Below are 24,043 nucleotides of genomic sequence, written 5' to 3' on the forward strand. Positions count from 1 at the left end.
CTATATTGGGGGTTTACAATTAATAATTTTACTTTGATGTGACGCGGAGAACCGAAGGAGGCAACCCGATGAACGATATGGAAATCAAGGAACTTCAGCAAGCAGATGTGGCGGAACTGAAAGAAGGCGTCCACGGTTACAGCAGCGAGACGAATTGGGTGAAGCCGGAAAATCCAATTACGCTGGAAAGGTTGGAATGGTTCAAGGATCAGAAATTGGCCCTAATGATGCATTGGGGACCTTATTCGCAGATTGAGGTTGAGTCCTGGATTCTCAGCGACGAAGATGGTGATTGGGCGCGTAAAGATGTCGATTGGACGAGCGACTACGAAGAGATGAAGCGCGAATATTTCGGACTCAACCGCACGTTCAATCCGTTCCGCTTCCAGCCGGAGCTATGGGCGGAAATCGCTGCAGAAGGCGGGTTCAAATATTTGATTTTCACGACCAAGCATCACGACGGATATTGCATGTGGGACACACATACGACGAATTACCGAATTACTGGCTCCGAAACGCCGTTTCATGCACATCGCTATGCCGACGTTTGCAAGCATGTGTTTGACGCTTTCCGCAGCAAGGGGCTTGCGATCGCCGCATATTTCTCGAAGGCGGATTGGCAATCGCCGTATTACTGGGCGCCAGGAATGGAACGGGGCAGCAATACGTGGAGAGGGCCTTCGTACTCCCCCGAGGAATATCCGTGGCTGTGGGAGCAATTCGTCGATTTCACCCATGAGCAAATCATGGAGCTGATGAGCCGTTACGGCCGGATCGATATTTTGTGGCTGGATGCGGGCTGGGTTAAAGATAGTGATCAGGTAAAGCAGGACATTCGATTGGGCGAGGTTGTCGAGCGCGCCCGTCAAACGCAGCCGTGGCTGTTATCCGCGGATCGTACAGTCGGAGGGCCTTACGAAAATTACGTGACGCCGGAGCAAACGATTCCGGAGCGTCCGCTGAACGTACCGTGGGAAAGCTGCATTACGATCGGCACACAGTGGGCTTTCAAATACGATGACCAGTATAAATCGGGGAGAGAGCTCGTTCGCATTCTGATGGAAGTCGTATCCAAAGGCGGCAATTTGGCGCTTAACGTAGGTCCTCAACCCGACGGACGATTGCCGGCTGGGGCGGTTAAGAGTATTAATGAGCTGGGCGGATGGATGAAGGTTTACGGTGAAGCGGTATACGGCACACGCGTGTGCGGACCGTATTTTGCCGGTTCCTGCGCGTTCACCTCGAAAGGAAATACCGTATACTGTACGTACTTGTATGAAAGCGCAGATCAAGCCGTAGCTAAGCTCGTTCATATTCCTTATAAGGAGCCCGTTTCAGGCATCGAGCTTGTCGGAAGCGACGCTTTGCTGCAGGTTGAGCGTACGCCGGAAGGAATCTCGATCACACTTCCGGATTGCGAATTGAACGGGCAGGCTCCGATCGCCCATGTTTTCCGCATGCAGAAGGGCGAGGAGGCAAAGTGAACGATAAGATTCTTAGCTTTAAGTTATTATACGATGGGGTCTGTGGGCAATAATGCGAGAGCAGAGGTGAGAAGAAGAAGTAGCCGGATGACAAATACATGTTCGAACGCCAACCCGCGTAAATCGCGGGTTTTTTCCTTTGTCAGCGTATATTCTTGCCAGAAATCATTGTCAAGAATAAGTACCGTTAGCTGATTCTAGAAATAGGCTTATGCTAAGGAAGAGGATACCGACCATGGACTGGGGCTAGACTTAAGTTGGAAATTATTCTCACCTTTTTATTGCATCTTCCTCGCCTTTTTGCTATATTTGATATTAACAAATTGTTATTATCAAAAAGTTACTAACAGTAAACTGAATGGTGAAGATTAGGAAATTTAATGAAAGGGAGCGGATGAAAGTGGATAAAACATGGGGTGGTTGGAATCTGTTTGAAATCGTCTGGCTAGTTTTATTTACCTCTATTGCTGTTGCGTTTACGGTTATTTCTAAAGATTCCTTATTCGGATTTACGGTCTTTATCACCGGGGTGCTGTGTGTGGTGCTCGCGGCGAAAGGAAACCTGATGAGTTATGTTTTCGGAATGTACAATACCGTTGGTTACGCGTACTTGGCTTATATAAACGGTTTGTTTGGAGAGGTCATGCTGAATTTGTTATTCTTTGTACCTATGAATGTCATTGGCTTCTATATGTGGAAAAACAACCGCCAAGACGGCAAACTATCCATGCGACAGATGGATCTTAAGTGGCTGTTCTTTGTCGGAGCAGTCTGCGTAATAGGCTGCCTGCTACTGGGAATCGGGCTATCGTTCATCCCAGGGCAGAACTCGCCTTATATAGATGCTATTACAACGGTATTATCCATTGTGGCTACCTTTTTAATGGTCAGAAGATTTAAGGAACAATGGCTGGTCTATATTGTATTGAATATATTTACGGTGGTGTTGTGGGTAATAAGGATGCTGGAAGGCAGTAACGAAGGGGTGCTAATGATCGTCATGTGGAGTGCGTATCTGATTAACGCGGCATACGGCTATTACAATTGGAATAAAGGAGCTAAGGAGGTGGCGGTATGAAGACGCTTGGATTAACACTGGGGAAGTTTGCCCCGTTGCATAAAGGACATCAATTCATGATCGAGACGGCGTTGCAAGAGGTCGACGAATTGATTGTGGTAATCTACGAAACGACGGTGACCCCGATTCCGCTTCATATCCGGGCGAACTGGATCCGCAAGCTCTATCCGACGGTCCGGGTAATCGAAGCTTGGGACGGTCCAGATGGGTATTCGAACGATCGGGAGCATGAGATTCGAGAGGAGCAGTATATTCTGGGGGTGCTGAAGGGCGAGCAAGTGACGCATTTTTACTCTAGTGAGTTTTACGGTGAGCATATGAGTGTCGCATTAGGCGCGGCGGACCGGCGGGTGGATGAAGCCCGTGAGCGGGTGCCGATTTCGGCCACGATGGTACGAGCCGACCCTTATAAATATCGCAGATTTGTAAGTGATGTAGTGTATAGGGGGTTAATCACGAAAGTGGTTTTTGTGGGAGCGATGTCGACTGGCAAATCTACAATCACCGAAGCGCTGGCGCGGCGGTATCGCACAACCTTTGCGAGCGAATATGGGCGTGATTACTGGACCGAGCATCAAGTTGATCGTAGAATCAGCCTAGAAGCGTTCGATGAGATCGCTTTGGGCCATATCGAACGTGAGGAGCAGGCGATGCTGGAAGCTAACCGATATCTCTTTGTCGATACCAATGCAATTACCACATATATGTTTGCTTTGGATTACCACGGCCGGGCTCCTGAATGCTTAGCCCGGATCGCATTAGAAAACGCGCAGCGCTACGATCTGTTTTTCCTGTGTGACGATGATATTCCTTATGAGAATACATGGGACCGTAGCGGGGATCAGAAGCGGCATGTTTTTCATAAGCAAATCATTGCCGATTTGAAAGAGCGGCGGATTCCCTATATCACGTTGCGAGGAAACCTAGAGGAACGAATGCACAAAGTAAGTGAGGTCTTGGCAAAGTTCGAGCCCTACCGGAACTATTTCGGAGAGTTGAATGGCTAGAATAAAGAACAAAGGAGGCAAGGATACATGAATATGTTGGATCGCGATGGACTTACGGAACGTCAATTTTTAGAGCAGTACCATGCCGGGGATTTCGAGCGGCCTTCGGTGGCGGCGGACATGGTCATTTTCACCGTTACGAACACGGAGGCGGACAGCTACCGCAAGCTTCCGGAAAAAGATCTGCGAATTCTGCTCATTCAGCGGGGAGGTCACCCGTTCCTGGGCAATTGGGCACTTCCAGGCGGTTTCGTCCGGCCGGACGAGACGACAGAGCAGGCGGCGGTGAGGGAGCTGAGTGAGGAAAGCGGTGTGGATGACGTTTATTTGGAGCAGTTGTACACCTTCAGCGATGTTGGAAGGGACCCTCGTACCTGGGTGATGAGCTGTAGCTACATGGCCTTAATCAACAGTGATCAGGTACAGCTGAAAGCAGGAGATGACGCTGTCCATGCTGCCTGGTTCAAGGTAACCTATCGGCTTCTGCGCGAGCGGAAAGAGATTATTGAGGATGGGTATGTGAAAACGAAGGAATACGAGCTCAAGCTAAGTAGCGATGAAGAAGAGTTTACGGCAGTTGTGGGTCGGACGATGACATCAAAGTCGGCCTCTACGTCAACCGCATACTCCATTGTATCAAATGACGGATTGGCTTTTGATCATGCGAAGATTATAGCTTGCGCTATTGAGAGACTGCGGGGAAAAGTGAATTACACCGATATTGCGCTAAACTTGATGCCGGGTCTCTTCACTTTGACGGATCTACAGCAGGTTTATGAGGTGATCTTAGACAAAGAGCTGCTGAAAGCCGCATTCCGGCGTAAAGTAGCGGATCTCGTAGCGGAGACCGATCATTATACTGAAAATGCGGGACACCGTCCTTCCCGCTTATATCGGAGAAATATGGAGGAATATCAATGATATACAATATAGAGCAGTTAAGAAAAGCTTATATCGCGGGCAAAACGTTCAAGTTTGTGTTCTTCTGGGGCCATACACCGCCAAAGCACGACGGCGTCGACAAAAGCTGCTTCAGCCAATGGTGGATGAGTCCTTTCGTGGTAGAGGGGATCGAGTATTCCTGTGTCGAGCAGTTTATGATGTCCGAGAAAGCAAGACTGTTTGGAGATGACGATATGTTGGACGCGATCCTTAAAGCTAAGCATCCCAAGGAGATGAAAGCCTACGGGCGTGCAGTAAGAAACTTCGAAAATGACACTTGGGATAAAGAATGCTATGACATTGTCAAAAGAGGAAATATAGCCAAATTTTCGCAGAATCCGAAGCTTGGTGAATACCTCAAGTCAACGAAAAACCGTATTCTCGTCGAAGCTAGCCCACAGGATCGCATTTGGGGAATAGGCATGAGCCAGTCCAATCCGGATGCGGAGAATCCCGTAAAATGGCGGGGTAGGAATCTACTTGGATTCGTGCTGACCGAAGTGAGGGACGAATTGCTACGGGATTAACTTCATCCTATATTTAAATGAAAAGATAACGATATCCCTTTGGATTTCGTTATCTTTTTTGTTCACCCTCTAAAAGCCGAAGCTTCATCACCCCAGGTGTACAGCCATAAGTATTTCGGAAGATTCGGATAAAATAATTCGTCTCCATTCCCAGTTGAATCGCAATATCCTGAACGAGAATATCAGCATTCTCTGTCATTAACTGTATCGCACGTTCTAGTCGCAGATTCTGTAGATATTTATGTGGAGTTACGGCATATTCCTGTACGAATAGACGCTGGAAATGCTGAACGGAATACCCCACAGCAGCTGCTAGATTGGAGATAAGGAGTGGCTCAGTATAATGTTCGTTAATAAGTTCAACCGCTTTAGCCAACGCTTCATTACGCACAGACTCAAGTTCTAAACGACTGCCTGAGGAGTGTATGGATTCAGAACGACGTAACATCAGAAGTAATCGATATAGGGTTATAGATAGATCCTCCATCCCTTGCTCGTCTTGACGACTAGCCGTCTGCGTATGCCAGATCTTTCCGATTTCCTCCCAACATTGTTCAAAACGAGCAGGATGATAGGGGAGAGAAGGGAGAAGGCCAATCCCCTCCAGCATTCCTTGCGATTGACTCCCTTCGATTCCGATGAAACCCACATGCCATGGTTCATGTGAGGTAGGATAATATTCGTGTCCTCGATCCGGTGGGAAGGCGAAAGCCATTCCAGGTTCTAGTATGGTTTCAGAACCGGTCTCCAGATCACGAAACAACCCAGTTCCGGTACGAATCAGAAAAACTTGATGAACAGGAAAACCTGTAGGGCGCACATGATGAAATTGTATATGACGACCTACAGAGTAGGGATATAAGGGAAGCGTCTCAGCGTCGCGCGGTAGTTCTATCAGTGAAAAAGGAAGCAGGATGATTCACCTCATATTCATTTTGTACTATCACTTCGAGAGTATATTCCTACTGATCGGGATGAATTTTCTTATATTATAAATAGTATAAATGATGATTCGTGAATTTGATAGCTTAAGCATCTAGCGTCTCATCAGAGAATAGTCCCATTTAAGAAATGGGCAGAATTGAGAGGATGATCTTACATTATGACTAAAAAATACTCCCCGATTAGCAGCAAAGCTCCAGTGATGCTGCACGGTGCCGATTATAATCCTGAGCAATGGCTGAAGTACCCAGAAATTTTGCGTGAGGATATTCGTCTGATGAAGCTTGCGAATTGCAATGTGATGTCTGTCGGGATTTTTTCTTGGGTATCCCTAGAGCCTGAAGAAGGTGTGTTCACTTTCGATTGGCTCGATAGTGTTTTGGATTCTTTTGCAGAGAATGGGATTTATGCTTTCCTGGCAACTCCTAGTGGAGCACGACCTGCTTGGATGTCTGAGAAGTACCCTGAAGTTCTAAGAGTGGAACGTAATCGTGTTCACAATTTACATGGCTTCCGTCATAATCATTGCTTCACCTCGCCTGTGTATCGGGAAAAGACTGCGATTTTAAATGCGAAGCTAGCAGAACGTTATAGCCAGCATCCTGCGGTTATCGGTTGGCATATTTCGAATGAGTTCGGTGGCGAATGTCACTGTGATCTTTGTCAGAATGCTTTTAGAGATTGGTTAAAGGTCAAATATAATAACAGTCTGGATGAGGTGAATCATGCTTGGTGGGCTACTTTTTGGAGTCATACCTACACTTCATGGACACAGATTGAATCCCCGGCTCCACATGGAGAGACGCAAGTACATGGCTTGAATCTCGACTGGCGGCGGTTTGTCAGCGAACGGACGATTGATTTCTGTCAGCATGAGATCAATACTGTTCGCCCATACAATCCAGCGTTGCCAATTACGACGAATATGCATATGATCGATGGCATTGATTACCGCGAACTGGCCAAAATTCTGGATGTTGTCTCATGGGATGCTTATCCAGAATGGCATTATACTGAAGACGGTGACGATGCTAGATTAGCGGCATGGGCGGCAATGCACTACGATTTAATGCGTTCTTTTAAAAAGAAACCGTTCCTGCTCATGGAAAGCACGCCGTCTCTTACGAACTGGCAATCGGTCAGTAAGCTGAAGCGTCCTGGCATGCACAAGCTGTCTTCACTTCAAGCGGTCGCACATGGTTCGGATTCCGTTCAATATTTCCAATGGCGTAAAAGCCGGGGCTCTAGTGAGAAGTTCCATGGTGCAGTTGTTGACCATAGCGGCCACTCCGAAACTCGTGTGTTTAAAGACGTTACAGAGGTAGGAAAGACGCTGGCGGGAATGACAGAAGTAGTAGGTACATCAACTCCAGTAAAAACAGCGATTATTTTCGATTGGGACAACCGCTGGGCGATCAAGGATGCGCAAGGCATTCGTAATTCCGGATTGCGTTATGAGGAGACTGTACTACAGCATTATCGTGCCCTTTGGGAGCTAGGCATTCCAGTTGATATGATCGGATCGGGGGATGATCTGTCCGCTTACAAGCTGGTGATCGCACCTATGTTATATCTGATCAGTGAAGAGAATGGAAAGCGTATCGAGAAGTTTGTTGAGCAAGGCGGAACTTTCCTTGCAACCTATTGGTCTGGTGTCGTTAACGAAACGGATTTATGTCATTTGGGTGGATTCCCAGGACCGCTACGTAGAACGCTCGGCATTTGGGCAGAAGAGACCGAAGGGCTGCATAGCCGTGATTTGAATGGTGTTGTAATGCAGGCGAGCAATGTACTTAATCTTAGTGGAGATTATGATGCGCATGAAATTGCTGAGCTGATCCACTTGGAAGGTGCGGAAGCATTAGGCACTTATCGCAGCGATTTCTATGCTGGCCGTCCAGCGCTTACGGTAAATCGTTTCGGTGAAGGAAATGCGTATCATCTCGCTACTCGTGTAAAAGATGCCTCTTTCTACGTTGAATTGTATGCTGCAATCACTGCAAAAGCGGGAATTACTCGTGCGCTTGATAGTGAGCTTCCAACTGGTGTGACAGCGCAGCTTCGTACGGATGGAGAGAGTGATTATATTTTTGTGCAAAACTACAGCGGCAGTCCGCAAGCGGTACAATTAGATGGAGCGGATTATACGGATTTGTGCTCAGGCACTGCTGCTCCGTCTGTGTTAAATCTAGCTGTAAATGATCTCGCAATGTTGAAGCGTAAATCGTTAGTATAAAAAGAAGGCAGGACCTGAGGGATTCAGGTTCTGCCTTTTTACTATCAATCCATAAATCGTCCCATCATAATCGTGTTATAGAATTTTCCATCTGAAAGGCACTTATCATTCTTTAATATTCCCTCGATTTCAAAGCCAAGCTTCTGATAAAGGGTAATAGCTTTGTCGTTCGTTTCGAGGACATTTAAAGTGATTTTTTGGATACCGTTAGCGTCGGCCCAAGCAATCGATTCTGCTAAAAGATTTTTTCCAATTCCATAACCCCAATAATCCTGCAGCACACATACTCCGAACTCGACTTTATGAGCGAATCTTGCTAATGAATGGCCTTCGCATCTAGAGAACCCAACGATTTGATTATTAACTACCGCGATTAGAAATAAGTTTCTTAGTTTCTCTGAATCAGATAGAATAAGCTGCTGAAACCCTATTTCGTCTATAAAAGCCTCCCCTGGTTCTCTGTCTAAATTCTCGGTCTCACCATCGATTTGTACTCTTAATTCGGATAATGCCATAGCATCCTTAGTGATTGCAGATCTTATGTTGTAATGGATGCCTTTCACGGTAAATGTTCGTTGATCAATAATCATTTGTCCTCCGTTACTACTGGTGATTTTAGAAATATAGCTTCGATACCCTCGATAATACGAGTATAATAACCCACTTCATGGGGTACAAAATGGGTCTTGTCTACATCCTGCTCAATGGTAATTCTATGTCCATGCGGATCGATTTGAAAACCGTTGACTTGTAGACTATGTATTTCTCCCTGCCAAAATTTGCGGAAATCAGAGAACTTAGCTTTGACAATGCCGGCGACCTCTTCTTTTTGTAGCTGAAAATCTTCTAGACGATAGGGATTGTTATAAACAAAGACATGCGCTCGTTCATTATCGATAAGTTTTTCTTTTTTCATACTATAAGGAATTGTCCCTAGCGGGATCAGGTCTTTTAAGGATAAATCCAGTCCGAGCTCTTCATGAACCTCGCGTGTTCCATCTTCTACAGTTTCGTTTGCCAGCAAATGTCCGGCGGCCGTGATGTCCAGTAGTCCCGCATAATCTTGTTTCTGTTCACTCCGAAGTTGTAAATAGATATAGGGTATTTCCTGATCTTTGCTTATAAACCAGCAGTGGAAAGTCTCATGCCAATGTCCTAACCGATGTACCTCTTCACGTGGAGCCGTACCTGTTCGGTTGCCTGCTTCATCAAAAATGGTAAGTATCTCATTATGCATAGAAAAGCTCCTTTGTGATGATTTTTTCTTTCTAAAGCCTATCATAAAAACGTTCGAATTACCCTAAATGTTAGGGAGGTTCTTATTGACAACCGCTAGAATGAAATGTATATTTTTGGATGTTGATCAAAGGAGGAGTTAAATGAATTTAGTAACCATGAAGCAGAAGGATTTGGACACTTTTAGTGATGAAAGATTAGGATGGGCCTGTATGGAGCCTACCTTTCAGCAGATTCGCGCAAAATCACCATCGATCAAATCCGAAGTGATCTCAAAGCTCACAGATGGACAGAAAGCACTTTGTATGTTCAGAGTAATGCATGATCACAGCCGTAATTCCGAAGGGGAGTACTATGCTTGGATTTCTTACATGCAAGACCTACCGGGGTATTGGACAGGGGTGATGGGAGGCATACGATTTTTTGGCGACGATCCGATGATTCTTTTGCTTCAGGAAACAAAGGCATTTCTCGAAGAAAGAAACAATCGATTAGGAATACAGTGGGTTGATGCTACCATCACGGATCTCGATCGAGATCCTGAGTTGTTGAATGAGATGAGTGGTTTATTTGAACGATTTAAGAACATAGCCGAAGATAGCCACAGGTTGATTGGCGAGTATATTCGGGCACATCCGGGAGAATTTGTGGAGATAGAAGGCTAATAATTATGAAAAAAAGTAAATTATTTTTATTGTTTCTTATAGTAATAAATCTGCTTCTTTATGGAGTTCCCTTATATCACAGTTATAATTCATTTCAAAATCTTGTACTGGATCGAATCGATGCTACTCAAATCACCTCCATTAGAGTTCTTAAGAGTTCTAATGAACAAGAAATTAAAGTGGATGACCCGAAAGAAATTGAAAAGATCATACATGAGTTTTCTGACGTGAAATTAAAAAGAAGTGATGCATCAGAACGACCTGCGGAGACCTATTGGATAAGAATATATGTAAATAAAGATCAGCGCTTTGGAATGACACTCTATGGCACAGATTACTTGTATTTCAGCGATCGATCTAGTAATAGTAAGTATCACTCTGGAAATTTTAAGATTACTAGTAAATTTGATGGGGAATCCATTACAAGCTTGTTTAAGTAAAAATAACCCGCTGCCACAGGCAGCGGGTTAAATATTTCAGGTTATTTATCTAGCCATCCATCCGCCGTCAACATTAAGAATATGACCATTCAAATAGTCGGATGCTGCGGAAGCTAAGAATACAGCAGGACCTTTAAGATCATCAGGTGTTCCCCAACGTGCAGCTGGAATACGATCTAAGATAGCATCCGAGCGGCTTTGGTCAGCACGGATCGGCGCTGTATTTTCAGTCGCCATGTAGCCTGGTGCAATCGCATTGATGTTCAGACCGGAGCCTGCCCATTCATTGGCAAAAGCTTTAGTAAGACCTGCAACCCCGTGCTTACTCGCGGTGTAGCCAGGGACATTGATTCCGCCTTGATAGGAGAGCATAGAGGCGATGTTAATGATTTTGCCGGATCCTCTTTCCAGGAAGTGGCGGCCAGCGATCTGAGACAGAAGGAACACTGTGTTCAAGTTCAGGTTAATAACATCGAACCAGTCTTTTTCACTATGGTCTTTTGCAGGAGTACGGCGAATCATTCCTGCACAGTTCACGAGAATGTCAACATGACCAGTCAGTTCAAGTGCTTGGTCAAATGTGTTTTGCAGGTTGCTATGATCACTTAAGTCAGATTCGATGCTAACCGCTTTTACACCAAAAGCATTTGCGGCGTTTACGGTTTCTTGACTTGTATTAAGCGATACGGATGCAATATCCGCACCTGCTTCTGCGAAGGCAAGGGCAATGCCTTGTCCAAGACCTTGAGCAGCACCGGTTACGAGTGCTGTTTTACCTGCCAAGCTGAATAATGATGATGACATTATAAATTACGCCCCTTTGATTTAAATGGATTTGATTCCGTTATTACTCACATTCAATGGCAATGCCTGCACTGCGGAACTGTTCTGCTGTTTCGGGAGAGAGTCCTTTATCTGTCAAGATAACGTCAACTTCCTGCAGAGAAGCGAATGTACGCAGCGCAGTTTGGCCGAATTTATGATGATCCACAACCGCGAACACTTTACGGGCAGTAGACACAAGGGCTTGCTTAAACTCAATTAAATCTCCTGTATAAATAGAAAGTCCATGTTCGATATGAACAGCTGTCGAGGACAGAAATGCTTTTTGAATATTAAGTTGTTGCACATAGGAGACGGCTTCTGGGCCGGCCAACATATTGCGGACACGGTAACCTCCGGGAACGACGAGACGAATATGATCTTTGGGAACCAGTTCGCTGATGATGTATACATCATTGGTGACTACCGTTAGAGGCATATTGTCCAGGCGTCGGGCAATTTCAAGCGTTGTGCTCCCGCCGTCAAGAGCTATAATATCGTCCTGTTCAATATGAGCAAGCGCGCGCAAGGCGATCTCTGTTTTTTCGTCGGAATACTTATCCAATGGATCCTTAGAGGGCAAAATACCAAACTGGTCGCTTTGTGCCAGCACAGCTCCGCCATGTACACGTACGATCAGTCCTTGCTCCTCCAGCTTGCTTAAATCCTCACGAATTGTTTTTCCTGTAACCTGTAGTTTATCGCTCAGTTCATTCACCGTTACATCTTTTTGGTTCAGCATAACTTCCATAATCATCTCATGTCGTCGTATCGGGTTCATCCGCTTGCCTCAGCTTTCCGTAATTGATTAAAATTATAAGAAAGTTTAAGTTTCACGCTAGACTCTTCCTTATAATTCTCGCACAAACGCTTATCGTCCTTAAAAGGACGCCGAAGGCGTTTTAGCTTGTCTCTATTGTAGTTCTTTCATGGATACGGGGTCCATATCATCATATCTTTTATTATCGCCAGCCATACTCCAGATAAAAGTATAGTTATGAGTACCAACACCACTGTGGATGGACCAGCTTGGAGAAATAACCGCTTGTTCGTTTTGCATTACGATATGGCGAGTTTCATTAGGCTCTCCCATCAAGTGGAACACAACGGAATCGTCCGGTAGATCGAAATAGAAATATGCTTCCATCCGGCGTGGATGTGTATGTGCTGGCATCGTATTCCACATGCTACCTGGCTTCAGTTGAGTCATACCCATAACTAGCTGAGCACTTTGCACGCCGTTTGTATGAATGAACCGGTGAATGGTACGCTCGTTGGAGTTCTCCAAACCGCCCATCGCACCAGATTCGGATTCAGCCAGAGTGGTTTTGGTAGTTGGATAGGACTGGTGAGCAGGCGCAGAATTCAAATAGAATTTAGCGGGCTTGGAAGCGTCTGCACTTTTGAAGATAACATCTTTAGAACCTTGACCGACATACAGACATTCTTTGAAATCTACTTCATATTCTGTACCATCGACAATAACCGAACCTTTACCGCCAACATTGATGATCCCCAGCTCACGGCGTTCCAAGAAGTAAGTAACTCCAAGTTCTTTAAGGTCAGTTGTAAGTGCAACTTCTTCCTTAACAGGATTAGCACCGCCAACGATCATGCGATCCTCATGGGTAAGTACAAGTTTCAGTTCATCTGGTGCAAAAATGACAGGAATGTGGAATTCCTTACGGAGGCGATCAGTGTCAAACTGCTTAACTTCATTAGGGTGGGATGCAAAACGTCTTTCCATGGAATATTCAATCTCCTTCACAAGCATATTTTCGTTCGTATAAGTACAATTTACTCCATTTATGTTCATATTACAAGTGTTTGTTTTTATATGATGGTTCATTTTAGTTTATTTTTAAGTTTTAATAATTGCCAAATGAACGAAAAGTGTGCACAATAGATCTAAAATGCTTAGTTCTCATTTATAGGATTGTTATCATACTATTGAAAATTGAGATGTGGGAGGTTGAACTTGAATGCTGGAGTCGAATGGTATTCAGAGTACTTATCAGGACCGTCAACAAGAAATCATTATAAGTATAGCGCTGGAAGCGCAGAGACGGCCTCTGCTTGAGAGTGGACTCTGGTTCCACGATGATGTGCGAAATAACTTTTATTATGCCTCATATCTTTTTGCAGCTGCAGTAGATGATTCTTTGTCGTTGCCTTTTGACCGGGAAGAAGCGAAACAGAAGGCACAGGATGTATTACTAGAGACATTAATGCTACAGAATCGTCAACCTGGCACGGAGCTATACGGGCACTGGCCGCTTGGATTGAATCCGGTTCCACGTGAGGCTTCGCCGCATGAATTGCCTGTGGAAATTATGGGCAGTCTGATGGCCTACTTTTGCAAAAGATATGGTGGAGCACTAAACGCTCAGCTTCGCATTGTCCTGAATACAGCATTTGGACACATTTATCGGAGTGATTTCTACCGTAAGCCGGTAATCACTTTTGGACATCATGAAGCGAAATATACAGCAGCAAAGCTGATTTTTGGTACTATGTTTGCAGATGATGTGCTCGTTGAGGATGGTCGGCAAAGTTTGAAGGACACATTGACATACATCCGCTCTAAGGGTATGCCAGAATACGGCAGTCTCCCGTGGTTCTGGCATTGGATACAAGCGTTTACCTGCGCTTTGGAGCTTGTCCCAACAGAGGATACGGATTTAATAACTACTCTTAAAGACATGCTTGATCATCTTTGGAAGGTAAGAGCAGAGTTTTATTTACATGGTGCTTGGGTGGGTGCACATTCTAGAGGTTGGCCACATGATGTACCAGGGGATGCTAATGTGCTTCATGACTATGTTCAGTTCGGGGACTTCAAGCTTTCAGAGGCAATGCCGCGTACAGAATACGCTGGACTCCTATTCTATAAAGCACCAGATGAGGCTTTAACAGCTGCGATGAATCACCGGACGCCAGTGGAAACCACCAAGATTACACAGAAGGTAGTCCCAGCAGATCCGAACGCTCAACCGTTACTTCATTCTTATGCCTATATTACTGAGGATTTTGCAGCAGGCGGGATGTGGGAACGGGTAGAGGAATTTGATAATGAACAGCTCCGTTGGACTTTCTCTCTGCCTGTGAATGGAGAAGGAGGGTCCAACCAGCTATTTTTCTTCCATCCAGGTCAAGGCTACAATGAGGGAGATCCTCGCCATCAGAGCCGTTATATGGAGGTCCTCTATCACAAGAATGTAGTTATTTCTTTATTTCCCATTCCTCAGGGGGAAAAGAATACGATCATCGGTGTTCTTCCTCATGGGGAGTGGATGCAAGACCCGAACGCCTTATTCGGTCAGGTTGGGGATGTCTATTTCGCAATATATTTATCTCAATCGTACCAACTACAGGAACGTTCGGGATACATTGAGGTAACCGTTCAAGGGATGCCGGGTGGGGTGATCGTTGAGGCGATCGGTGTTAAGGAGTCTGCAGAGCGTGGCATCATCGGACTGGATGCATTCGTAATAGCAATGGCCCATAATGAACCCCAATTTGAGATGGAAGGCGGCTTGGCGGCTCATTATACGACCAGTAATGGCGATAGATTGCATTTGAGTATGAAGAGCGAGTCAGAGCAACCGCGAGCTTTGCTGAATGGTGTGAAGATCTCTTTGGAGAACTATACGGTTTAATAAGAACTCAACATAGTTGTGAGTTAAGTTTGGATGGAGTCGACCTTAAGGTCGGCTTTTTTATATTATAAATGCGCATACTATGCTATAGCTTCAATTGGAAATTTACTCCTAATAAAAACCAGCTTTCCTTTAAGGGCAAGGCTTTCGTAATCTTATTTGAAATTAATTACATTAATCTCTAATTTTATGAGAGACATTTATCACAATAAAGGTTAATATCTAAGTGAGACATATGAATGAATGCGCTTTCTTAAATCCGTTCAAACCTAACTCAAAGAATGCGAGGGATTTACTGTGACAGGAACTGAATTTCGTGTAGAAAATGATTTTCTAGGCAGCAAACAAGTAGATAAGAATGCATACTATGGGATTCAGACATTACGCGCAGTAGAGAATTTTCCAATTACGGGTTATAGAGTGCACAATGAATTAATCAAAGCGATGGGGATCGTAAAGAAAGCCGCTGCGCTTGCAAATATGGAAATCGGCAGGCTCTATCGTGGGCTTGGAGAAGTTGTTGTGAAAGCAGCAGATGAGATCATCGAAGGTCAATGGCACGAACAATTTATTGTAGACCCTATACAGGGTGGTGCAGGTACCTCGTTAAATATGAATGCCAATGAAGTCATTGCTAACCGAGCATTAGAGCTGCTTGGTCATGAAAAAGGAGACTATCGTCATTTAAGTCCCAACTCTCATGTGAATATGGCGCAGTCTACAAATGATGCATTCCCGACGGCTATTCATATTGCGACGCTTTCTCTTCTGGAACAACTGCTTGTTACAATGCGCAGAATGCATGAGGTGTTTGCAGACAAAGCCAAGGAATTCGATCCGGTTATAAAAATGGGACGCACGCATCTACAAGATGCAGTACCAATTCGTCTGGGCCAAGAGTTCGAGGCTTATCGCAGAGTACTTGAGAGAGATATCAAACGTATTGAACATACACGTCATCATTTGTATGAAGTGAATATGGGGGCAACGGCTGTAGGAACTGGATTAAATGCTGACCCTCGATATATCGAAGTGGTTGTAGAGCATTTGGCTGAAATAAGTGGATTGCCGCTAGTTACTGCAGATCATCTTGTGGATGCTACGCAAAATACAGATGCATACACAGAAGTATCTGCTGCCTTAAAAGTCTGCATGATGAACATGTCCAAGATTGCTAATGATCTTCGACTCATGGCCTCCGGCCCGCGGACAGGATTTAATGAAATTTCACTACCTGCTCGCCAGCCTGGTTCCTCCATTATGCCAGGTAAAGTTAATCCGGTTATGGCAGAGGTCATCAATCAGGTAGCTTTTCAAGTGATAGGAAATGACCATACAATCTGTCTGGCTTCCCAAGCGGGTCAACTGGAACTGAATGTTATGGAGCCAGTTCTAGTGTTTAATCTCATTCAGTCCATCAGCATCATGAACAACTCCTTCCAAGTCTTCACAGATTTCTGTCTGGCTGGTATTGAAGCCAATAAAGAGAAGCTAGAGCGGGATGTGGAGCGGAGTGTCGGAATCATTACTGCGGTTAACCCACATTTGGGCTACGAAGTGGTTTCACGTATTGCTCGTGAGGCGATTTTGACAGGAGAATCTGTTCGTGAATTGTGCCTTAAGTATAATGTGTTATCCGAGGAAGAGCTCAATCTGATTCTGGACCCATACGAAATGACGCATCCAGGAATCGCAGGCTCAGCTTTATTGCAGAAGCAATAGGGGATTACCTAACCGTTAATCGCTGACTTTGTCATCCATGTCCAACGATATTTAAAAAGAACCTACTTCAACGTTAGTTAGAAGTAGGTTCTTTTTGTGTTTCAGGCTTACAGGAAAAAGAATGAGCGTAATAGACCACGTTTTCTTGGTGGAGAGGGTAACCTTGCAGTAGTAACGGGATGGGAAGCTTCATTAGATGTGAAGGTGTTGCCTTTTGAAACTTGCATGGGTTCTAGGGTTGCCGCTAATTGTTTGATCATTATCCGCAGATCCTCAAGCTCCTCACGCTGCTGAAGCAACTGTATCATGACTACTTCGTCAGCTTTTTGATCGAGTGTACGTTCAATATAATGAATCCGGGATAATATATCTTGCATAGGCTCAGCGTCTGTGGGATGAAGTGGATCTTGCGGTGACGTGGACATCTGCTTTTCATTCGAGTCAGTTAATTGAATACTCTCTAGTGGTTCTCCGTGATTAATGTGGTCTTTAATATGACTAAGCAAGCTGATTTGCTGCTCTGAGAATGTATAGTGGCCAAACCGGTCTTTTGGGAAAAAATCAGGGAACATAGCAGCCCAACGTTTGATCGTAGTCTGGCTAACGGACAGCAGCTCTGCGGCATCCTTTGTTTTCAGAATTTCCATTTTGATTCCTCCAGTTCAGGTAGTCATGTTATGAGTAATTCGTTGTTCAATTGCTGCTCCCTGCAAGGTTGACAAAGGAAGTGCGGATTCGATAAACAAAGTGTAATTACGAGCAATCTCACCATTCTTGTATTTCACTATCTTGCTTTTACATTCTAGAATGAGTACAGATGACCCAGTAGCGGGGTATACTTGGTTTAGAGGTGAATCGTATGGATAAGAGTGGAGAAGTGGAAAAGATGACTGAGGAGCAATGGCAGGCTATTTTGCAAAATGATGCAGCTTATAACGAAAAATTCTTTTATGCTGTGAAGACTACGGGAATCTTTTGCCGACCTTCCTGTAAGTCCAAAGCACCTAATCGAGAGAATGCACGTATCTTTCAAAATGCAGAACAAGCATTAGAATCTGGATTTCGTCCCTGTAAAAGATGCAAACCGACGGGTGAGCGGCTACCGGATAAGGAATGGGTGGTTGTAATGACTGAATATATCGACAAACATTATCATGAACCTCTTACTCTTGAAACGCTGGCAGAAGTCTGTCATGGAAGCCCTTATCATCTGCATCGAACCTTCAAGAAAGTAACGGGAATCACTCCAGTGGATTATATACAGCAAAAGAGAATCGATCAGGCATCTGAATATTTGGTTACCACGGATCGGGATGTAGCTGATATTGGATTACATGTGGGTCTGCCAAATACGTCGTATTTTATTACCTTATTTAAGAAAAAGACGGGGCTTACCCCAATGAAGTATCGACAGCTTAACAAATTAGAATTAACGAATCATTCTGAATTATTCTTGGAGGTACAGAAAAATGGAGAGTAGACCAAGTGCAATCATATACTGGACATTGCTAGCTTATAAGGAATGGAGTTTCTATATCGCAGCGTCGGAGAAAGGATTAAGTTATGTGGGGTCGCAGCAGAAGCCATTCGAAGAAATGAGTGACTGGATCAGCCGTAGATTTCCTGAAAGTAAACTGGTGCAGGACGATGAGAAAATGGTTCCATTTGTACAGGAACTGATCGAATATTTGCAAGGGGTACGGCAGGCATTCAGCATTCCTTTTGACTATCGTGGGACTCCATTTCAACTCGCGGTGTGGAAAGCGTTATGTGAAATCCCATATGGACAAACGTGGTCTTATTCGGACATCGCCACACATATTCAAAAGCCTGCTGCAGTACGCGCGGTAGGGACGGCCATAGGTGCAAATCCGATACTAATTACGGTGCCCTGCCACCGAGTCATTGGCAAGAATGGAACATTAACTGGCTACCGCGGGGGATTAGAGATGAAGACTAGGCTGCTTAATTTGGAAAGTGGAAAGAGTGCTCTAGAATTATGAATATTGAGATCCAGTACAAAACCCCAAAGACCTTACTAAATAAAGGGACGGGTTATCTGAACGGATATAGTCATTCTTTAAACCCATATACCGGCTGTACTTATGGCTGTTCTTATTGTTATGTGCGTCAAATGCCTGTTTCACTGTTTTGCCAAGAAGAATGGGGAACGTGGGTAGATGTCAAACAAGAAGCTGCAGCTATCTTACGCAAAGAACTCCTGAAAGCAAAGTCCAAAGGACCGGTCTCCATCTTTATGTCCTCTAGTACAGATCCATACCAACCGATAGAGCACAAGGAGCAGGTAACCAGGGCTTTGCTGGAGGTTATGGTGGAGACCCCGCCCGATTTTCTGTTCGTGCAGACGCGCAGTCCGCTCGTACGCAGAGATATAGATTTATTATTACGCTTAGAAGACAAGGTTCGCGTGAGTATGACTGTAGAGACGGATCGTGAAGATATTCGCAAAAAATTCACACCAAGTGCTCCGCCCATTTCTGCAAGATTAAAGACACTGAAATTACTGCGTGAAGCGGGCATTCCTGTTCAAGCAACCATCGCTCCGGTATTGCCAAGCAGCACTTCTTTTCCAGAGATCCTAAGGGGTTTGGTGGATAGGGTCTGTATCGACGATTATTTTATGGGAGATGGCAGTGGGGGCAAACGGACACGGAGATTAGGTATTTATTCCCTTTATGAAGAGCTGCAATTGGAAGAATGGTACGATCCGGCGGCTTATCGCAGGGTGTACGATGGACTCCGGAGTGTTTTTAATGAAGATGAGCTTTTCTTGAGCCAGAAGGGGTTCGAGCCTTAAACTGAAACATGATATAATAAACGAGAGCATTCATACTTAGTATTTTAAAATACTTAATACCTGTAATCGCTTATTGGAGGAGTAGAGTGGCAAAAGCAAAAGTGGCCAAGCGGCCCACAAGAGATGAATTTGTACTTGAGGAGCTAGGCAATCAGCTAGTTGAAGCGAAGCAAGAAGGTTCTGAGATTTTATTGACCGTATGGGGAAAAGAAGAACAGGTGCGCGGAACGATTGTAGAAATGGACTCGCGGACAGGAAAAGTACACATCAGTAAAAACGAAGGTATCGAAAAAGTTCCGTTTATGGATATTATGCAAGTTAATTATCCCAGAGATTAATGGGAACGCAGCAATAAGAGGTCCTGTGAGCCATGTTGGCTTTGGGGCCTCTTTGACCATATGGTATTGAATAGATTAAAGAGAGGTAGATCAGAAATGGCAATAACCAAAACCAACGCGATGCGAATGCTAGATGCGAAGAAAATTGGATATGAAGTGTTTTTTTATGACAACGAGGATGGACTAATCCATGGTACAGCAGTTGCGGAGAAGATTGGAAAGGCGGCAGAGACGGTTTTTAAAACTTTGATCGCTCATAGCGGAGCAAATCTTTATGTATTTGTTATACCGGTTGCTGAGGAGCTGGATCTCAAAAAGGCGGCCAAGGCCGCCGGAGAGAAAAAGATTGAGATGCTGCCAGTGAAGGACTTGCAGAAGTGGACGGGTTATATCCGTGGTGGATGTTCACCAGTCGGTATGAAAAAGCTATATCCAACGTTCATTGATAGCAGCGCAGAAAGTCAGGAAACGATAGCCGTTAGCGCCGGAAAAATTGGTCAACAAATGGATGTATCACCGCAGCTTCTTGCAGGGGTAACAAATGCGAAATTCACAGATCTAATTAAATAGATGAGCAACAAGAAGACCTAAATACTCCTTCAAGGCTGTGCCTGTAGTGGAGATGGCTCCTGGCGAAGGAGTGAACTTTGAGGGTTGCAACGAAAATTCAGCGCTGGCGATATAATCTGTAGGAAAAGCTTGCGCTGTTAGCCCTGCATTCTTGAAGTGCTGCATCGAGCGGGGCATATGAAACCCTGATGTGACTAGTACAGGACGCTTAAGTCCCTTCTCTTGTAGGATTGCGGCGGTATTTACAGCATTCTGCTCCGTGTTAAGAGATTGATTGTCGGTCAGGATATCCTCTTCGGGGACACCGAGTCCAAGGAGTTGTCTTTTTGCGATATCCGCTTCATTTCCGCTGTCGGAGAAGACTTGTCCACCAGAGAATAGGATGGGTAAACCACTCGCATTATGTAGTCGTACAGCTGTAATTAGCCGATTCGCTGCTGATCCATATAAGTTACCCTCGCCATCAATATCCGGTGTCCCAGAGCTTGCACCTCCACCAAGCACAACGATGACATCTCCTTGCAATGTATCCGGTTGTGGATATTTTCGTTCTAAACCTCCGATTAACGCATCGCTGACTAAGGGAGTCATGGAGAAGTACATAAGCAGTGTAACGCCAAGCAGGACAAGCGCAGGACGACGGTTCTTTTTCCATAACCAAATGACAAGACCGAGCAGAAGTAGGATGAAAAGTCCTGGAGGAAGCACAAAGCTGTATACAAATTTGATGATGTAAATCAACAGTATCAACCGCCTTCGTAAAGTATGAGTTCAGGTTGTATTGTAACATGAGTTGGGGTGTTCGAAGTTGCACAAAAGACCGAAACGGTCTTTTTTTATTTGATGAGAAGCCTAATCTAGAACTAGATTGGGAGCGGCATTAAGCTAAAAGGGAAGGATAGTTGAATAAATTTTTCCTAAACTCCCCAACCTTTATCGTTTTCGCTGCAGTATATATTTGAGTGCCACCGATAAGAAGGGGAAATTTATTGATAACCTCGCAAGTAGCAGTTTACCCAAGTGAGGGAAAAGTTTTTTCCTCTTTTTATGAACCAAAATACGAGAACTGGTGAATAAGAAGTGAAAGGAAAAACGAGGAGGTCTTTTAAGTGAAAGAAAATCATCATTTTCCAATACCCAAGGAAGGAGGTCCAGTTGATTTTGAAGCACTTGTTCAACCTCACTTAACTAGTGCATTTCGAGTCGCTTTTTTGATCGTCCATGATTATCATCTAGCTCAGGATGCCGTTCAAGAAGCACTATGGGAAGCGTATAAATCACTTTATCGATATGATAAACGAAAAGGGACATCGTTTCGAGCTTGGTTTATAAAAATTGTGACACATCGTGCACTTAATATGGTGCGTAGAAAGAAAAATACGGAAGAATATTTGGACTCTATTGACCCTGGGCAAAACCCATTGGAGAGTATTCTTCAAAAGGAGAAAGAGCAACAGATTTGGCGAGCGATTCAGATGATGACGCTGAAACATCGCTCAGTAGTTATCCTTTACTATTATGAGGAGTTTAGTATAGCTGAAATTGCAAAAATCCTTGGTGTATTTGAGGGAACGGTAAAATCAAGGCTACATAAGGCCAGAAACTTAATTGCTGAAAAAATACAAGTTAACAAAGAAACACAGGTATTTACCGAGATGGGAGTGAACATGCATGACTAATCTTGACAAACAAATTGCACAAACTCTAAAAAATGTTGCTGGAGAATTGGATCAGCCTAGTTTTGTGATTCCTGACCAAGTGGTAGCCTATAAAAGAAAAAGGTCGCGTTTACTAGGCACTTTGGTACTTCCTGTCTTAATCAGCTGCGCTTTGCTTTTAACGATATCGGTGAGTCCTACCTTTGCGGCCTATGTTAAATCGCTATTTAATGGTTCTGATAAAGAACTGCAATATGCAGCACAGGAAGGTTTTTCACAGAAGGTAAATGCCTCTGTTACTGATCGAGGCTATACTCTTGAAATAGAGGAGATATTGGCTGATCCGATGAGAATTGTGGCTGTTTATTCGATCAAGGATCAGCAAAAGAACTTTATTCATCCGGATAAGCTTCACATAAGTAACGTAGAGGTAACAGATTTGAAAGGGAATGTGATTAAAGAAACTAAAACGTATATGGTAGAAATCCAAGAAAATTACGGATATCTCACTCTAAAAAAACCGGGGGAAACAGAAGATCAAAACCTTTTATTACAGTTTGAGGGGAATCAGATCGACTCTGTTAAAGGAAATTGGGCCTTACAGATTCCTATTGATTTAGAAAAAGCAATTAAGGCATCCAAGGTGCAACCAATCGATAAAACGTATACTACACCACAGGGACTGCAAATCAATCTAAATAGCATTATGCATTCACCGACTGCTGCTCGTGTGGATTATGAAACGAAATGGACGGAAGAGGCAAAGAAAAGATTAGTAGAGGAAAGTAAACAAGTGAAAGGAAAACTAGATTCAGTTGATCCTTATGTTCGCTATGATGATTATAAACTGAATTTTCATGTTGAAAATGAAAAAGGAGAAAAAGTAAAAGATTTAACTAGGGCGCTTGATATTCCACGCAAGGCTGTGGGAGAATACGGTCATTCCAATCGGAAGTATGGATTTGCTCCACTGTCTCCTGATCATCAATATACACTTGTATTGGATTCTTTAGAAAAAACAGAACCGTATGAGCTAGGTGTATCATTTGAGCCAAAACAGCTTGCTGAAAAACCTGTAAGAGTAGATGAGGATGGCAAAACGATTGAGATCATGTCCGTAACCTTTGACGAACCATTAAATGAAGCATCTCCAAAGAATGAGAAGCACGCTACTATTTTACTAGAGGCTTATTTAAAGGATATTTCATATATTAATGTAGCAGATACGATTTTAGTGGATGATGACACAGATAAAATTATTAATCGTTTTGGTTGGACTATAAAGGATGAAAAGGGCAAAATATACAATGTAACAGGTGGAGATTTTAAAATGATAGGAAAGGATGAACAAGGCAGAAACCATATCCGAATAAAATTGCAAAGTGATGAAATGAAAGAACTCCCTCAAAAGCTAAGTCTTACTTCAGAATTGGCAAAAAAGAGCTATGACCTGGATTGGAAAGTACCATTGCCAATGCCAAAAGAAGACAAATAAGAAAAGCGAAAGCGGAAAATCATGGCCTTTTAATCGTTTAACAGTGTCTTGTAGCAGCCGTTCGAGTCTGTTCAACTAACGGGGAACGATAGTTACTTAAAACAAGGAGCAGATCGCCGCGGCAGCTGCTCTTTGTCTTATTGAGCGATAAAGGAGACGGGTGAATTATATGCCAAATGATTATGTTTGGGGGATTTTCGTTGCTGATGCTTCAACTGATTTTCCGAAATAATAACTTCGCATATTACCATAGAAAGAGTAGTAAGTTGGTTGGAATGGATACGATCCATCATGAACATTTTCATTTCAAAGATGAAAGTTAACCGATAGCGGTTGCTTCGGCAGCCGGTTTTATTTGTTCAACTAACGGCAGGTTAGTTGAACTAAATTTTTATGTTAAAATG

At 44.0% G+C, this 24,043-nt stretch carries 26 protein-coding genes; 17 read left to right on the forward strand and 9 right to left on the reverse strand.

Features of this window, described 5'->3' with window-relative positions; genetic code table 11:
* Window positions 1-77: 77 nt before the first annotated feature.
* The 5 genes from MKX35_RS15760 to MKX35_RS15780 all read left to right on the forward strand — a co-directional run bounded on the left by MKX35_RS15760 (window position 78) and on the right by MKX35_RS15780 (window position 5,038).
* Window positions 78-1,484 carry an alpha-L-fucosidase gene (locus tag MKX35_RS15760; protein ID WP_076300652.1) on the forward strand — a complete coding sequence of 469 codons (1,407 nt, stop codon included), beginning with the start codon at window positions 78-80 and terminating at the stop codon, window positions 1,482-1,484.
* 400 nt (window positions 1,485-1,884) lie between these two features.
* Complete coding sequence (gene pnuC / locus MKX35_RS15765; protein WP_256716387.1) at window positions 1,885-2,562, forward strand: nicotinamide riboside transporter PnuC; 678 nt, start codon at window positions 1,885-1,887, stop codon at window positions 2,560-2,562.
* Window positions 2,559-3,569: an AAA family ATPase gene (locus MKX35_RS15770; RefSeq protein ID WP_076300605.1), complete on the forward strand. Its 1,011-nt coding sequence runs from the start codon at window positions 2,559-2,561 to the stop codon at window positions 3,567-3,569. Before pnuC ends, MKX35_RS15770 begins: the two co-directional genes overlap by 4 nt.
* A 27-nt stretch (window positions 3,570-3,596) precedes the next feature.
* The gene (locus tag MKX35_RS15775) at window positions 3,597-4,490 is read left to right on the forward strand and encodes an NUDIX hydrolase (protein WP_076300606.1); all 894 of its coding nucleotides are present in this window, start codon (window positions 3,597-3,599) and stop codon (window positions 4,488-4,490) included.
* The gene (locus MKX35_RS15780; protein ID WP_076300607.1) at window positions 4,487-5,038 is read left to right on the forward strand and encodes an NADAR family protein; all 552 of its coding nucleotides are present in this window, start codon (window positions 4,487-4,489) and stop codon (window positions 5,036-5,038) included. Before MKX35_RS15775 ends, MKX35_RS15780 begins: the two co-directional genes overlap by 4 nt.
* A 49-nt stretch (window positions 5,039-5,087) precedes the next feature.
* Here MKX35_RS15780 and MKX35_RS15785 read toward each other — a convergent pair whose 3' ends face one another.
* Window positions 5,088-5,858 (reverse strand): AraC family transcriptional regulator, encoded by a 771-nt coding sequence (locus MKX35_RS15785; RefSeq protein ID WP_256716388.1) that lies wholly within the window; start codon window positions 5,856-5,858, stop codon window positions 5,088-5,090.
* Between the two features lie 282 nt (window positions 5,859-6,140).
* Here MKX35_RS15785 and MKX35_RS15790 point away from each other — a divergent pair, with 282 nt between their 5' ends.
* Window positions 6,141-8,216 (forward strand): beta-galactosidase, encoded by a 2,076-nt coding sequence (locus MKX35_RS15790; RefSeq protein ID WP_076300609.1) that lies wholly within the window; start codon window positions 6,141-6,143, stop codon window positions 8,214-8,216.
* 44 nt (window positions 8,217-8,260) lie between these two features.
* Here MKX35_RS15790 and MKX35_RS15795 read toward each other — a convergent pair whose 3' ends face one another.
* Together MKX35_RS15795 and MKX35_RS15800 are read right to left on the reverse strand one after the other, a co-directional pair.
* Window positions 8,261-8,806, reverse strand: coding sequence for a GNAT family N-acetyltransferase (locus tag MKX35_RS15795; protein ID WP_076300610.1), 546 nt, complete (start codon window positions 8,804-8,806; stop codon window positions 8,261-8,263).
* Window positions 8,803-9,453, reverse strand: a complete 651-nt coding sequence (locus MKX35_RS15800; protein ID WP_076300611.1) for an NUDIX hydrolase — start codon at window positions 9,451-9,453, stop codon at window positions 8,803-8,805. The genes MKX35_RS15795 and MKX35_RS15800 overlap by 4 nt, the downstream gene beginning before the upstream one ends.
* Window positions 9,454-9,595: 142 nt before the next feature.
* Here MKX35_RS15800 and MKX35_RS15805 point away from each other — a divergent pair, with 142 nt between their 5' ends.
* The gene (locus MKX35_RS15805; RefSeq protein WP_042189307.1) at window positions 9,596-10,117 is read left to right on the forward strand and encodes a hypothetical protein; all 522 of its coding nucleotides are present in this window, start codon (window positions 9,596-9,598) and stop codon (window positions 10,115-10,117) included.
* A 5-nt stretch (window positions 10,118-10,122) separates the two neighbouring features.
* Window positions 10,123-10,557, forward strand: coding sequence for a DUF5301 domain-containing protein (locus MKX35_RS15810; RefSeq protein ID WP_076300612.1), 435 nt, complete (start codon window positions 10,123-10,125; stop codon window positions 10,555-10,557).
* A 45-nt stretch (window positions 10,558-10,602) separates the two neighbouring features.
* Here the strand turns inward: MKX35_RS15810 and kduD are convergent, their stop codons facing one another.
* The 3 genes from kduD to kduI form a co-directional block, all read right to left on the reverse strand.
* Window positions 10,603-11,361 carry a 2-dehydro-3-deoxy-D-gluconate 5-dehydrogenase KduD gene (kduD, locus tag MKX35_RS15815; RefSeq protein ID WP_076300613.1) on the reverse strand — a complete coding sequence of 253 codons (759 nt, stop codon included), beginning with the start codon at window positions 11,359-11,361 and terminating at the stop codon, window positions 10,603-10,605.
* A 43-nt stretch (window positions 11,362-11,404) separates the two neighbouring features.
* Window positions 11,405-12,160, reverse strand: coding sequence for a DeoR/GlpR family DNA-binding transcription regulator (locus tag MKX35_RS15820; protein WP_076286209.1), 756 nt, complete (start codon window positions 12,158-12,160; stop codon window positions 11,405-11,407).
* 132 nt (window positions 12,161-12,292) lie between these two features.
* The gene (gene kduI, locus MKX35_RS15825) at window positions 12,293-13,126 is read right to left on the reverse strand and encodes a 5-dehydro-4-deoxy-D-glucuronate isomerase (protein WP_076300614.1); all 834 of its coding nucleotides are present in this window, start codon (window positions 13,124-13,126) and stop codon (window positions 12,293-12,295) included.
* A 235-nt stretch (window positions 13,127-13,361) separates the two neighbouring features.
* Here kduI and MKX35_RS15830 point away from each other — a divergent pair, with 235 nt between their 5' ends.
* Both MKX35_RS15830 and aspA read left to right on the forward strand, forming a co-directional pair.
* Complete coding sequence (locus tag MKX35_RS15830; protein WP_076300615.1) at window positions 13,362-15,038, forward strand: hypothetical protein; 1,677 nt, start codon at window positions 13,362-13,364, stop codon at window positions 15,036-15,038.
* Between the two features lie 297 nt (window positions 15,039-15,335).
* Window positions 15,336-16,760, forward strand: coding sequence for an aspartate ammonia-lyase (gene aspA, locus MKX35_RS15835; protein WP_042128747.1), 1,425 nt, complete (start codon window positions 15,336-15,338; stop codon window positions 16,758-16,760).
* A 107-nt stretch (window positions 16,761-16,867) separates the two neighbouring features.
* On the opposite strand, the gene MKX35_RS15840 is transcribed toward aspA, so the two are convergent.
* Window positions 16,868-17,407 (reverse strand): MerR family transcriptional regulator, encoded by a 540-nt coding sequence (locus MKX35_RS15840; RefSeq protein ID WP_076300616.1) that lies wholly within the window; start codon window positions 17,405-17,407, stop codon window positions 16,868-16,870.
* Between the two features lie 15 nt (window positions 17,408-17,422).
* On the reverse strand, window positions 17,423-17,545 hold the full coding sequence (locus MKX35_RS15845; RefSeq protein WP_339265453.1) for a hypothetical protein: 123 nt from the start codon (window positions 17,543-17,545) through the stop codon (window positions 17,423-17,425).
* A gap of 74 nt (window positions 17,546-17,619) precedes the next feature.
* Between MKX35_RS15845 and MKX35_RS15850 the strand changes: the two genes are divergently transcribed.
* The 5 genes from MKX35_RS15850 (at window position 17,620) to ybaK (ending at window position 20,486) form a co-directional block, all read left to right on the forward strand.
* Window positions 17,620-18,240 carry a bifunctional transcriptional activator/DNA repair enzyme AdaA gene (locus MKX35_RS15850; protein ID WP_076300617.1) on the forward strand — a complete coding sequence of 207 codons (621 nt, stop codon included), beginning with the start codon at window positions 17,620-17,622 and terminating at the stop codon, window positions 18,238-18,240.
* The gene (locus tag MKX35_RS15855) at window positions 18,230-18,763 is read left to right on the forward strand and encodes a methylated-DNA--[protein]-cysteine S-methyltransferase (protein WP_076300618.1); all 534 of its coding nucleotides are present in this window, start codon (window positions 18,230-18,232) and stop codon (window positions 18,761-18,763) included. The genes MKX35_RS15850 and MKX35_RS15855 overlap by 11 nt, the downstream gene beginning before the upstream one ends.
* Window positions 18,760-19,578 carry an SPL family radical SAM protein gene (locus MKX35_RS15860; protein ID WP_076300619.1) on the forward strand — a complete coding sequence of 273 codons (819 nt, stop codon included), beginning with the start codon at window positions 18,760-18,762 and terminating at the stop codon, window positions 19,576-19,578. Before MKX35_RS15855 ends, MKX35_RS15860 begins: the two co-directional genes overlap by 4 nt.
* An 86-nt stretch (window positions 19,579-19,664) precedes the next feature.
* On the forward strand, window positions 19,665-19,916 hold the full coding sequence (locus MKX35_RS15865) for a YolD-like family protein (protein WP_042189285.1): 252 nt from the start codon (window positions 19,665-19,667) through the stop codon (window positions 19,914-19,916).
* A gap of 96 nt (window positions 19,917-20,012) precedes the next feature.
* Window positions 20,013-20,486 carry a Cys-tRNA(Pro) deacylase gene (ybaK, locus tag MKX35_RS15870; RefSeq protein ID WP_076300620.1) on the forward strand — a complete coding sequence of 158 codons (474 nt, stop codon included), beginning with the start codon at window positions 20,013-20,015 and terminating at the stop codon, window positions 20,484-20,486.
* On the opposite strand, the gene MKX35_RS15875 is transcribed toward ybaK, so the two are convergent.
* The gene (locus MKX35_RS15875) at window positions 20,475-21,227 is read right to left on the reverse strand and encodes a YdcF family protein (RefSeq protein ID WP_076300621.1); all 753 of its coding nucleotides are present in this window, start codon (window positions 21,225-21,227) and stop codon (window positions 20,475-20,477) included. The two genes, ybaK and MKX35_RS15875, sit on opposite strands and share 12 nt — an antisense overlap.
* 368 nt (window positions 21,228-21,595) lie before the next feature.
* Here MKX35_RS15875 and MKX35_RS15880 point away from each other — a divergent pair, with 368 nt between their 5' ends.
* Window positions 21,596-22,165, forward strand: a complete 570-nt coding sequence (locus tag MKX35_RS15880) for an RNA polymerase sigma factor (protein WP_076286199.1) — start codon at window positions 21,596-21,598, stop codon at window positions 22,163-22,165.
* Entirely contained in the window at window positions 22,158-23,639 is a 1,482-nt protein-coding gene (locus MKX35_RS15885) for a DUF4179 domain-containing protein (protein WP_076300622.1), read from the forward strand. The genes MKX35_RS15880 and MKX35_RS15885 overlap by 8 nt, the downstream gene beginning before the upstream one ends.
* Window positions 23,640-24,043 lie beyond the last annotated feature (404 nt).

The organism is Paenibacillus sp. FSL R5-0923, assembly GCF_038009145.1.
Lineage (GTDB): Bacteria > Bacillota > Bacilli > Paenibacillales > Paenibacillaceae > Paenibacillus_AQ.